Origin of the sequence: Mycobacterium sp. 4D054 (genome assembly GCF_052245755.1) — a bacterium.
Lineage (GTDB): Bacteria > Actinomycetota > Actinomycetes > Mycobacteriales > Mycobacteriaceae > Mycobacterium.
Window position 1 is genome coordinate 22,139 of sequence record NZ_JBQQCF010000056.1, and the last position, 12,373, is coordinate 34,511.

The following is a 12,373-nucleotide window of genomic DNA, read 5'->3' on the forward strand; positions in this document are numbered from 1 at the left end:
CCGGCCCAGCCGAAAATCTTCTGTCCCCGCGGCCCCAACAATCACAACGCCGGCTGTGCACCGGGCTGTGCACAACTTGAGGTCAACCCCTGACAACTGCCCGGGATTCTCCCCAGCATCGGCCCCATCCCCAGACCGTCCCGGACGGTTCGGCAGAACTCCCCAGGCTGCTCACACCGTCACCACGCCGCTGGCCTGCGCCGAACCGACGTTATCCCCAATGTGCACAGCACCTATTACTGATACTCGTATATATCCCTAGATTTCTTTTAAAAGAAGGCCTCTGGGGAAAGTTGTGATCCACCGGCCCGGCACGCCCTCCCGGGCCTGCGTGTCAGCCCGATCGTTTAGCTTTCAAGTTGGAGCTGAAAGCTCTACGGTGGTTCATCGACAGCCGTTCCGGTCGTCGCCGCGTGCCCGGCAGGCATGTCGTGCGCCTGCGCCGAAACCGCTGGTTATAGCTTTGTCGGGGTGTGCATCGAAGGGACGCTATGAACGTGGCGACAACGGCTGGTCTGACGGATCTGAAATTCCGGCTGACTCGCGAGGACTTCGCCGACGCAGTTGCGTGGGTCGCGCGTAACCTGCCCTCCCGACCGACGGTGCCTGTGCTGGCGGGCGTGCTGCTCACCGGCTCCGACGAGGGTCTCACGGTCTCCGGATTTGACTACGAGGTTTCCGCCGAGGTGCAGATTCCGGCCGAAATCGCTTCTCCGGGAAGCGTTCTTGTGTCCGGTCGGCTGCTGTCCGACATCGTCCGGGCCCTGCCGGCCAAGCCGGTCGACGTCAGCGTCGAGGGCACCCGGGTGTCGCTGACCTGCGGTAGCGCCCGGTTCTCGCTGCCCACGATGGCAGTCGAGGATTACCCGACCCTGCCGACGCTGCCCGACGAGACCGGCGTGGTGTCGTCGGACCTGTTCGCCGAGGCCATCGGCCAGGTCGCCGTGGCGGCGGGCCGTGACGACACCCTGCCCATGCTCACCGGCATCCGCGTGGAGATCTCGGGTGAAAAGGTGGTGCTGGCTGCCACCGACCGCTTCCGCCTGGCGGTGCGCGAGCTGACCTGGTCCACCAGCGCAGCGGGGATCGAGGCTGCGGTCCTGGTGCCGGCGAAGACACTGGCCGAGGCGGCCAAGGCCGGCACCGACGGTGCGGAGGTGCACCTGTCCCTGGGCTCGGGTCCGAGCGTAGGCAAGGAAGGTCTGCTCGGTATTCGCAGCAAGGGCAAGCGCAGCACCACCCGCCTGCTCGATGCCGAGTTCCCGAAGTTCCGTCAGTTGCTCCCCACCGAGCACACTGCCGTGGCCACCATCGGTGTCGCCGAGCTCACCGAGGCGATCAAGCGTGTGGCTCTGGTGGCCGACCGGGGCGCCCAGGTTCGCATGGAATTCGCCGACGACGTGCTGCGTCTGTCAGCCGGCGCCGATGACGTCGGCCGCGCCGAAGAGGATCTTGCGGTGCAGTTCTCCGGTGATCCGCTGACCATCGCGTTCAACCCGACCTATCTGACCGATGGGCTCAGCTCTCTGCACGCCGACCGGGTCACGTTCGGATTCACCACCCCGAGCCGTCCCGCGGTGCTGCGGCCGGCGGGTGAGGACGACGCGGCCGCCGGCAGCGGTCCGTTCCCGGCGGCGCAGACCGACTACGTGTACCTGTTGATGCCGGTCCGCCTTCCCGGCTGATCCGGCACACCCTCACGACAAAGGCGGTGTCATGCAGCTGGGTCTGATCGGTCTCGGCAAGATGGGCTTCAACATGCGTGCCCGTCTACGCGACGGCGGCCACGACGTGGTCGGTTACGATCCGAGACCCGCAGTGTCCGATGTGGCCTCCCTGGAGGAACTCGCCGATCGACTGGAATCGCCGCGGGTGGTCTGGGTGATGGTGCCGTCAGGCACGGTGACCGACAGCACCATCACCGCCCTCGCCGGAGTTCTCGGCGAGGGCGATCTGGTGATCGACGGCGGAAACTCTCGGTACACCGAGGACGCACCGCACGCGGAATTGTTGGCGCAGAATGGAATTGCGTTCATCGACGCGGGAGTCTCCGGTGGCATCTGGGGATTGACCGAAGGCTACGGGCTGATGGTCGGCGGCAGCGATGCCGACGTCGAGCGGGCGATGCCGATCTTCGAGACGCTGCGCCCGCCCGGACCGCGGGAGGACGGTTTCGTCCACGCCGGCCCCGTCGGCGCCGGCCATTTCGCCAAGATGGTGCACAACGGCATCGAGTACGCGCTGATGACCGCCTACGCCGAAGGTTACGAACTGCTGGCCGCCGAGGACCTCGTGAAGGACCCTCAGGCGGTGTACCAAGCCTGGACGAACGGCACGGTGGTGCGGTCCTGGCTACAGCAGCTGTTGGCCAAGGCGCTCAAAGAGGATCCCGGCCTCGCCGGGATCAGCGGTTACACCGAGGATTCCGGTGAGGGCCGGTGGACTGTCGAGGAGGCCATCCGGTTGCGGGTGCCCGTGCCGGGCATCGCGGCGTCTCTGTTCGCCCGCTTCCTGTCCCGCCAGGACGAGTCTCCGACGATGAAAGCTGTTGCGGCACTGCGGAATCAGTTCGGCGGCCACGCCGTCCAACGCGTCAGTGAGTCAGGTTGACCGAGGTGTACCGGTGTACGTACGTCACCTGGCGCTGACCGACTTCCGGTCGTGGGCCCGGGTGGAGCTCGAGCTGACTCCCGGGCGAACGGTCTTCGTCGGACCCAACGGTTTCGGTAAGACGAATCTTGTTGAGGCGCTCTGGTATTCGTCCACTCTCGGGTCACACAGGGTGGCTTCCGACGCACCGTTGATCCGGGCCGGAGCCGACCGCGCCGTCGTCTCCACGATCGTTGTCAATGAAGGCCGGGAACTGGCCGTCGACCTCGACATCACCTCCGGCCGGGCGAACAAGGCCAGGTTGAACCGCTCCCCCGTTCGGTCAGCCCGCGAGATCCTCGGGGTTCTGCGCGCGGTGCTGTTCGCACCGGAGGACCTTGCGTTGGTGCGCGGCGATCCCAGTGAGCGCCGGCGCTACCTCGACGAGTTGGCCACCACGCGGCGTCCCCGGGTCGCGGGGGTGCGGGCCGATTACGACAAGGTGGTCCGTCAACGCACCGCGCTGCTCAAGACCGCGTCCGGCGCACGGTTGCGCGCAGACCGCGGCGCACTCGAGACACTCGACGTGTGGGACGGCCACCTGGCTCATCACGGTGCCCAATTGATCACGGCCCGAGTGCAATTGGTGAACGAACTGGCCGCCGAGGTGGAGAAGGCCTACCAGTTGCTGGCCCCGGCGTCGCGGCCCGCGGCGATCCGGTACCGCAGTGGGGTCGAGGTGGTCGAGGCTGAGGCCGCGGCAGGCAACAGTGATGTGGAGGTGTTCGAGGCGGCGTTGCTGGACGCGCTGAGCCGGCGCCGCGATGCCGAGCTCGAACGCGGGGTCTGTCTTGTCGGTCCCCACCGCGATGATCTGGAGCTGCGCCTGGGGGATCAGGTTGCCAAGGGTTTCGCCAGCCACGGCGAGTCCTGGTCGATGGCGCTGGCGTTACGGTTGGCGGCGTACGAACTGCTGCGCGCAGAGGGAGGTGATCCGGTGTTGCTGCTCGATGACGTGTTCGCCGAACTCGACAGCGCGCGGCGCCAGGCGCTGGCCCAGGTCGCCGCCTCGGCCGAGCAGGTGCTCGTCACCGCGGCTGTCCACGAGGACATCCCGGCCGCGTGGGACGGCCGCCGCGTCGAGATCACGATGCAGGACAGCGACGGCGGTCGGGTGTCGGTGGTGCAGACATGAGCGCCGACGACGAGACGCCGGGTCCGCCGGCCCATCTCGAGGGGCTCAAAGGGATGGATCTGGTGCGCCGCACGCTGGAGGAGGCCCGCGGGGCCGCCCGTCAGCAGGGCAAGAACGTCGGGCGGGGCCGGCACTCCCCCGCCGCACGCCGCGTCGCGGGCAGCGGCCGCCGGCGATGGTCCGGACCCGGACCCGACAGCCGGGACCCGCAGCTGTTCGGCGCGCTCACCGGCGAGGTGGCCCGCAGCCGCGGCTGGTCGGCCCGGGTCGCCGAGGGTGCGGTCTTCGGGCGGTGGCGTGCGGTGGTCGGGGAACAGATCGCCGCGCATGCCGCCCCGACGGCCCTGCACGACGGTGTGCTGACGGTCTCGGCGGAATCCACCGCGTGGGCGACCCAGCTCAGGATGGTGCAGGCACAGATTCTGGCCAAGATCGCCGCCGCGGTCGGTGACGGGGTGGTCACGTCCCTGAAGATCGTCGGTCCGGTCGGCCCGTCCTGGCGGAAGGGCCCGTACAGCGTGCCCGGCCGCGGTCCGCGCGACACCTACGGCTGAGCGGGTTCGGGGGTAGCCTCAGAGCCGCCAGAACACGGCCGGGCGCTTTCCACGCCGTCAAGACCTATCTTCGCCCGAGAAATTCCGCGCACGTCGCGTTTAGCTATGTGGAAACGCTGCTACAGAATCGGTCCTGACGGTGCGTAAAGGTAGACTGTCACGGTGATCCGCGAGGGACCGTCGACCCCTTAGTCGGCAATCCCGCTGAAGACCGCTAAAGACCAAGGAGACGCGTCCAACGTGGCTGCCCAGAAGAAGAACGCTCCGGCTGAGTACGGCGCCGATTCCATCAAGGTCCTCGAGGGCCTGGAAGCGGTGCGTAAGCGTCCGGGCATGTACATCGGTTCGACCGGTGAGCGCGGTCTGCACCACCTTATCTGGGAGGTGGTCGACAACGCGGTCGACGAGGCGATGGCGGGCTTCGCGACCAAGGTCGACGTCAGGATCCTCGAGGACGGCGGCGTCCAGGTCACTGACGACGGCCGCGGCATCCCGGTCGCCATGCACGCCACAGGTATTCCGACCGTGGACGTCGTGATGACGGTGCTGCACGCCGGCGGCAAGTTCGAAGAGGGCGCCTACCAGGTGTCCGGTGGTCTGCACGGCGTCGGTGTGTCGGTGGTCAACGCGTTGTCGACCCGGCTCGAGGCCGACATCCGCAAGGACGGCTACGAGTGGTTCCAGACCTATGACCGCTCGGTTCCCGGCACTCTCAAGCAGGGTGAGAAGACCAAGGAGACCGGCACCACGATCCGGTTCTGGGCCGATCCGGACATCTTCGAGACCACCAACTACGACTTCGAGACCATCGCGCGCCGGCTGCAGGAGATGGCGTTCCTGAACAAGGGGCTGACCATCGAGCTGACCGACGAGCGGGTCGCGCCCGAAGAGGTTGTCGACGACGTCGTCAGCGACCACGCCGAGGCACCCAAGTCCGCCGAGGAGAAGGCCGCCGAGGCCGCCGCACCACACAAGGTCAAGCACCGGGTCTTCCACTACCCCGGCGGTCTGGTGGACTTCGTCAAGCACATCAACCGCACCAAGACGCCGATCCAGCCCAGCGTGATCGATTTCGAGGGCAAGGGCGAGGGCCACGAGGTCGAGATCGCGATGCAGTGGAACGCCGGCTACTCCGAATCGGTGCACACCTTCGCGAACACCATCAACACCCACGAGGGCGGCACCCACGAGGAGGGTTTCCGCGCGGCACTGACCTCGGTGGTCAACAAGTACGCCAAGGACAAGAAGCTGCTCAAGGACAAGGATCCGAACCTCACCGGTGAGGACATCCGCGAAGGGCTCGCCGCGGTCATCTCGGTCAAGGTGTCCCAGCCGCAGTTCGAGGGTCAGACCAAGACCAAGCTCGGCAACACCGAGGTCAAGTCGTTCGTCCAGAAGATCTGCAACGAACAGATCAGCCACTGGTTTGAGGCAAACCCCGCTGAAGCGAAGACCGTTGTCAACAAGGCGGTTTCGTCCGCGCAGGCCCGAGCCGCAGCCCGCAAGGCTCGTGATCTGGTCCGGCGCAAGAGTGCCACCGACATCGGTGGCCTGCCCGGCAAGCTGGCCGACTGCCGGTCCACCGATCCGAGCAAGTCGGAACTGTATGTGGTGGAGGGTGATTCGGCCGGCGGCTCGGCCAAGAGCGGCCGTGACTCGATGTTTCAGGCGATCCTGCCGCTGCGCGGCAAGATCATCAACGTCGAGAAAGCCCGTATCGATCGTGTGCTGAAAAACACCGAGGTCCAGGCGATCATCACCGCGCTGGGCACCGGTATCCACGACGAGTTCGACCTCTCCAAGCTGCGCTATCACAAGATCGTGCTGATGGCCGACGCCGACGTCGACGGCCAGCACATCTCCACGCTGCTGCTGACGCTGTTGTTCCGGTTCATGAAACCGCTTGTGGAGAACGGCCATATCTTCCTGGCCCAGCCGCCGCTGTACAAGCTGAAGTGGCAGCGCAGCGAGCCGGAGTTCGCCTACTCCGACCGGGAACGCGACGGTCTGCTCGAAGCCGGCCGCGCCGCGGGCAAGAAGATCAACGCAGAGGACGGCATCCAGCGCTACAAGGGTCTGGGCGAGATGGACGCCAAGGAGCTGTGGGAGACCACGATGGATCCGTCGGTGCGTGTGCTCCGGCAGGTCACGCTCGACGATGCGGCCGCGGCCGACGAACTGTTCTCGATCCTGATGGGCGAGGACGTCGAAGCACGGCGCAGCTTTATCACCCGGAACGCCAAAGACGTTCGTTTCCTTGATGTTTGATGCCTTGATGTTTGATGACGCACACCCAGGTACCTAGGACAATTTCATGACAGACACCACGTTGCCTCCGGGCGGCGAAGCAGGCGACCGCATCGAGCCGGTCGACATCCAGCACGAGATGCAGCGCAGCTACATCGACTACGCGATGAGCGTGATCGTCGGCCGTGCGCTGCCCGAGGTGCGGGACGGCCTCAAGCCGGTGCACCGCCGCGTGCTGTACGCGATGTTCGACTCCGGTTTCCGGCCCGACCGCGGGCACGCGAAATCCGCGCGCTCCGTGGCCGAGACGATGGGCAATTACCACCCTCACGGCGACTCGTCGATCTACGACACCCTGGTCCGGATGGCCCAACCCTGGTCGCTGCGCTACCCGCTGGTCGACGGGCAGGGCAACTTCGGCTCGCCGGGCAATGACCCGCCAGCCGCGATGCGCTACTGCGTCACGGACGATGCGATGGTCCGGCTACCGTTCGGGCAGTCGGTGCGCATCGGCGATGTCGTCGCGGGAGCTCGGTCGAACTCGGACAACGAGATCGATCTGAAGGTTCTCGACAGGCACGGGAACCCCGTGACGGCCAACGCGCTGTTCCACTCTGGCGATCACGAGACATTCACGGTTCGAACCGCAGAGGGGTTCGAGGTCACGGGCACGGCGAATCACCCGTTGCTGTGTCTGGTCGATGTGGGCGGTGTTCCCACGCTGCTGTGGAAGTTGATCGAAGAGATCCGCCCGGACGATTGCGTGGTGCTGCAACGGACCCCGCCGGTCGAGTTCGGCCCTGGTGAATGGCACGATGTCATGGAGGCGCTGCTGTTGGGCGCTTTCATCAGCGAAGGCTTCGTGAGCGAGTCCCGTGCGGGTTTCAACAACCTCGATCGCGATTACTTCAACATGGTCGTCGCGGCTTACGACACCGTTGTCGGGGGCCCGCGGTACGTGTATGAGCGGCAGATCGCTTCGGGATCGAACCTCCTGGAACTCGACGTACAGAACATGGCGGCACTTGATAACAGCCGCTTGTCTGGACTGAAGGCCCAACGTTGCGCGGCCAAGAAGGTGCCCGCCTGGTTGTGGAATTCCGCGGCCGCAGTGAAGAGGGCATTTCTACAGGCCCTCTTCGAAGGCGATGGTTCCTGCTCGGCGTTGCCGCGCAACACGATCCAGATTTCGTACTCGACGCGTAGCGGGCAGTTGGCCAAAGACGTCCAGCAGATGTTGCTGGAGTTCGGTGTCATCTCACGCCGATACCTCCACGCAACGGGTGAGCACAAGGTCGTCATCACCAACCGAGCTCATGCCGAGGACTTCTGCTCAAGAATTGGCTTCGGCGGAGCCAAGCAGCGCAAGTTACAGCGCTTGCTTGCCGACCTTCCTGGTCGTGCAGCGGGTATGGACGGCGATCACGTTCCAGGCCTGGCGGCGTTCATCCGTACGAGCGCCGGGGGTCGCTGGACCGACAAGGAGTGGCTGCGCAAGCACAACATCGATCGCCTCTCGCGGTGGCGTCGAGACGGTGAAGAGATCCTCAGTCATATCGCCGACAGCGATGTCCGTGCGATCGCCGCGGAGCTCACCGATGGTCGCTTCTACTACGCGAAGGTGGCGTCGGTAACGGACGCCGGCGTACAACCGGTGTACAGCCTGCGGGTGGACACCGACGACCATTCCTTCATCACGAATGGCTTTGTCAGTCACAACACCGAAGCGCGGCTCACTCCGCTGGCGATGGACATGCTGCGCGAAATCGACGAGGAGACAGTCGATTTCATCCCGAACTACGACGGTCGGGTGCAAGAGCCGACGGTTCTGCCGAGCCGGTTCCCGAACCTGCTGGCCAACGGCTCGGGCGGAATCGCCGTCGGCATGGCCACCAACATGCCGCCGCACAACCTGCGGGAACTCGCCGAGGCCGTCTACTGGTGCCTGGAGAACCACGAGGCCGACGAGGAAGCCACCTGCGAGGCGGTGATGGCGCGGGTCAAGGGGCCCGACTTCCCCACCTACGGCTTGATCGTCGGATCCCAGGGCATCGAGGACACCTACAAGACGGGTCGCGGGTCGATCCGGATGCGCGGCGTCGTCGAGATCGAAGAGGATTCGCGCGGCCGCACGTCGTTGGTGATCACCGAGTTGCCGTACCAGGTCAACCACGACAACTTCATCACCTCGATCGCCGAGCAGGTGCGCGACGGGAAGCTGGCCGGTATCTCCAATATCGAGGACCAGTCCAGTGATCGCGTGGGTCTGCGCATCGTCGTGGAGATCAAGCGCGATGCCGTGGCCAAGGTGGTGCTGAACAACCTCTACAAGCACACCCAGCTGCAAACCAGCTTCGGCGCCAACATGCTGGCGATCGTCGACGGGGTGCCGCGCACGCTGCGCCTCGACCAGCTGATCCGCCACTACGTCAACCACCAGTTGGATGTCATCGTCCGGCGCACCCGCTACCGGCTGCGTAAGGCCAACGAACGGGCCCACATCCTGCGCGGTCTGGTCAAGGCGCTCGACGCACTTGACGAGGTGATCGCGTTGATCCGCGCCTCCGAGACCGTCGAGATCGCCCGCAACGGCCTGATCGAGTTGCTCGACATCGACGAGATCCAGGCCCAGGCCATCCTGGACATGCAGCTGCGGCGCCTGGCCGCCCTGGAACGTCAGCGCATCGTCGACGATCTGGCCAAGATCGAGGCCGAGATCGCCGACCTCGAGGACATCCTGGCCAAGCCGGAGCGGCAGCGCGCGATCGTGCACGACGAGCTCAAGGAGATCGTCGACAAGCACGGCGACGACCGCCGCACCCGGATCGTCCCGGCCGACGGCGATGTCGCCGACGAGGATCTGATCGCGCGGGAAGACGTGGTCGTCACGATCACTGAGACCGGTTACGCCAAGCGCACGAAGACCGACCTGTACCGCAGCCAGAAGCGCGGCGGTAAGGGCGTGCAGGGTGCGGGGCTCAAGCAGGACGACATCGTCAACCACTTCTTCGTCTGCTCGACGCATGACTGGATCCTGTTCTTCACCACGCAGGGCCGGGTGTACCGGGCCAAGGCCTACGAACTGCCCGAGGCCTCGCGGACCGCACGCGGTCAGCACGTCGCCAACCTGCTGGCCTTCCAGCCCAACGAGCGGATCGCGCAGGTGATCCAGCTCAAGAGCTACGAGGACGCGCCGTACCTGGTGCTGGCCACCCGCAACGGTCTGGTCAAGAAGTCGCGGCTGGTGGACTTCGACTCCAACCGCTCCGGCGGCATCGTCGCGGTGAACCTGCGCGACGGTGACGAACTGGTCGGCGCGGTGCTGTGCTCCGCGGAGGACGACCTGCTGCTGGTCTCGGCGAACGGGCAGTCGATCCGCTTCTCGGCCACGGACGAGGCGTTGCGACCCATGGGCCGCGCGACCTCGGGCGTACAGGGCATGCGGTTCAACGGCGATGACGCGCTGCTCTCGCTGAACGTGGTGCGTCCGGACACCTACCTGTTAGTGGCCACTTCCGGCGGTTATGCCAAGCGCACCGCGATCGACGAGTATCCGGTCCAGGGCCGTGGCGGCAAGGGCGTGCTGACCATCCAGTTCGACAAGCGGCGTGGCACGCTGGTCGGTGCGCTGATCGTCGACGAGGACACCGAGCTGTACGCCATCACCTCCGGAGGTGGCGTGATCCGGACCGCCGCGCGTCAGGTTCGTAAGGCCGGGCGCCAGACCAAGGGCGTTCGCTTGATGAACCTGGGTGAGGGCGACACACTGATCGCGATCGCACGCAACGCCGAAGCCGGCGACAGCACCGACGAGGTCAACGCCGACCCGGAGGCGCCGACAAGTGAGGAGTCGTAGGTGAGCTCACCGAAGGAGCCGGGCTACCCGCGTCCGGGTGACGCGGCCAACGGGTCGGCCGCGGGTCCCGGTCAGGACGGCGGCTCCCGGGCGCCGCAGACGGCCGACGCCGGCGATCCGCCTCCGTGGCAGCGGGGCCCGGCGGGCCGGGCCCGGCAACAGGCTCCTGAGGGGGCGCATCCCGACGCGCCCCGGGCCGGCACGCAGGCCGGCCTGGATGCCCGGCTCAACCGCTTCATCGCCGGCGGAGCGGCCCCGACGGGTGGCCAGGACACCGAGGCTCAGGCGCGCAATGACCGCACCGAAGTGATTCGTCCCGAGCAGGCCCCTCGTCCCGACGTGAGCCGCTCGGAGCAAGCCGCCCGGCCCGAGGTCCCGCGTCCCGAGCCGAATCGGCCGGAGCCGGGTGTGCGGCCCGATCAGGGTGCCGCGTATGCCAGCGAGATCCCGGACCTGTCGGGTGGACTCCCCCGCCAGCAGCGCAGGCCGGCGGAGCGTCCGACCGAGCAGCAGCCCAAGCCGCCGGTGAAGAGCACGCCGGCACCCGGCAACCGCGCGGTACAGGCGGGCACCCGGCAGCAACACCGGGGTCCGGTGCGGGCGAGCATGCAGATCCGGCGTGTCGATCCGTGGAGCACGCTGAAGGTGTCGCTGCTGCTGTCGGTGGTGCTGTTCTTCGTCTGGATGATCGCCGTGGCGTTCCTGTACCTGGTGCTCGGCGGCATGGGCGTCTGGAGCAAGCTCAACAGCAATGTCGGTGACCTGCTCACCAGCGCCAGCGGCAGTTCCGGAGGGGAGCTGGTGTCCAGCGGCACCATCTTCGGCGGGGCCGCGCTGATCGGGCTGGTCAACATCGTGCTGATGACCGCCGCGGCGACCATCGGGGCGTTCATCTACAACCTGACGACAGATCTGGTGGGCGGCGTGGAGGTCACGCTCGCCGACCGCGACTGAGGTCACCACACCGCGGTTTGGGAGTCGGGTTGTCGGTGCGGTAATCTCGTCGCTCGGCCCGTGCGGTTGAACGGGGCTATAGCTCAGGCGGTTAGAGCGCTTCGCTGATAACGAAGAGGTCGGAGGTTCGAGTCCTCCTAGCCCCACGGAAAGGTACATGTCGATGAGGCTGGTGCTTCTGCTCGGCGCGGCCATCGCGGCGGTGGCCGCGGTGCTTGTGTGGCGGACCCAGCACAGTGCCGAGGTATGGCACACCCTGCCTGCCGCGCAGGCCGACGTACCTTGATCGACGAGGGGCCTTAGCTCAGTTGGTAGAGCGCTGCCTTTGCAAGGCAGATGTCAGGAGTTCGAATCTCCTAGGCTCCACAGTCATCACAGCAGGTCAGACCGCATATGGTCTGGCCTGTTCTGCATTCACGCGGCGTCCGTGACCACATTTTGACCACAATCACGAGTCAACAATGCGTTGATGGCCGCCCCGACCGCCTCGACATCCGACCCGTACAAGTGGCCGTAGCGGTCCAGCGTCAGCGCCGCCGACTCATGGCCCAGCATGTTTTGAAGGCTCTTGATGTTCGCCCCTGCCTGGATCGCCAACGATGCCGCGGTGTGTCTCAGCTCGTGGATCTTGAATTCGTACACCGTGATCTTCTCCCCGGCCGCGTTCTTCTCGATGCGCGGGAACAGGTGCGCCGCGTTCACGGCATCGGCCCACCACCGACGCCGCACGTTCGTCCCCCGCATGTGGCCCCCGGTCGTGTCCGGGAACACCAGGGCATCTTGAGATCGACCTTGAACGTTGGGGTCAAGAAGTTCAGCAACGAAGGCCGGCAAGCTGACCGTGCGGCCCTGGTTGCGTCCAGCAGAGTGGTGTACGAGTCGGACCTGATCAGCGGTACCGGCGTGTCGTTGCCGAATGATTGAAGGTCATCGCGTGATTCTTCGAGAGACCCGTCAAAGTCACTCGAGCAAAGGAAT

General features: G+C 66.0%; 9 protein-coding genes and 2 tRNA genes. 10 read left to right on the plus strand and 1 reads right to left on the minus strand.

Annotated elements, in window-relative coordinates; all coding sequences use genetic code 11:
• Positions 1-491 precede the first annotated feature (491 nt).
• The 10 genes from dnaN to ACTWP6_RS26360 all read left to right on the plus strand — a co-directional run bounded on the left by dnaN (position 492) and on the right by ACTWP6_RS26360 (position 11,761).
• Positions 492-1,685: a DNA polymerase III subunit beta gene (gene dnaN, locus ACTWP6_RS26315; RefSeq protein ID WP_260756124.1), complete on the plus strand. Its 1,194-nt coding sequence runs from the start codon at positions 492-494 to the stop codon at positions 1,683-1,685.
• A 31-nt stretch (positions 1,686-1,716) separates the two neighbouring features.
• Positions 1,717-2,610, plus strand: coding sequence for a phosphogluconate dehydrogenase (NAD(+)-dependent, decarboxylating) (gene gnd, locus ACTWP6_RS26320; RefSeq protein ID WP_260756125.1), 894 nt, complete (start codon positions 1,717-1,719; stop codon positions 2,608-2,610).
• Positions 2,611-2,623: 13 nt separating this feature from the next.
• Positions 2,624-3,784, plus strand: a complete 1,161-nt coding sequence (recF, locus tag ACTWP6_RS26325) for a DNA replication/repair protein RecF (RefSeq protein ID WP_443189228.1) — start codon at positions 2,624-2,626, stop codon at positions 3,782-3,784.
• Positions 3,781-4,338: a DUF721 family protein gene (locus tag ACTWP6_RS26330; protein ID WP_443189229.1), complete on the plus strand. Its 558-nt coding sequence runs from the start codon at positions 3,781-3,783 to the stop codon at positions 4,336-4,338. Before recF ends, ACTWP6_RS26330 begins: the two co-directional genes overlap by 4 nt.
• A 240-nt stretch (positions 4,339-4,578) precedes the next feature.
• Positions 4,579-6,606, plus strand: coding sequence for a DNA topoisomerase (ATP-hydrolyzing) subunit B (gene gyrB, locus ACTWP6_RS26335; RefSeq protein WP_260756128.1), 2,028 nt, complete (start codon positions 4,579-4,581; stop codon positions 6,604-6,606).
• Between the two features lie 46 nt (positions 6,607-6,652).
• Complete coding sequence (gene gyrA / locus ACTWP6_RS26340) at positions 6,653-10,441, plus strand: intein-containing DNA gyrase subunit A (protein ID WP_443189230.1); 3,789 nt, start codon at positions 6,653-6,655, stop codon at positions 10,439-10,441.
• Positions 10,442-11,395 carry a DUF3566 domain-containing protein gene (locus ACTWP6_RS26345; protein WP_443189231.1) on the plus strand — a complete coding sequence of 318 codons (954 nt, stop codon included), beginning with the start codon at positions 10,442-10,444 and terminating at the stop codon, positions 11,393-11,395.
• A 72-nt stretch (positions 11,396-11,467) separates the two neighbouring features.
• Positions 11,468-11,541, plus strand: a tRNA-Ile gene (locus ACTWP6_RS26350).
• Positions 11,542-11,558: 17 nt separating this feature from the next.
• Positions 11,559-11,681, plus strand: a complete 123-nt coding sequence (locus tag ACTWP6_RS26355; protein WP_443189232.1) for a hypothetical protein — start codon at positions 11,559-11,561, stop codon at positions 11,679-11,681.
• A gap of 7 nt (positions 11,682-11,688) precedes the next feature.
• Positions 11,689-11,761, plus strand: a tRNA-Ala gene (locus ACTWP6_RS26360).
• 48 nt (positions 11,762-11,809) lie between these two features.
• On the opposite strand, the gene ACTWP6_RS26365 is transcribed toward ACTWP6_RS26360, so the two are convergent.
• Entirely contained in the window at positions 11,810-12,229 is a 420-nt protein-coding gene (locus ACTWP6_RS26365) for a tyrosine-type recombinase/integrase (protein ID WP_443189233.1), read from the minus strand.
• Positions 12,230-12,373: the final 144 nt, after the last annotated feature.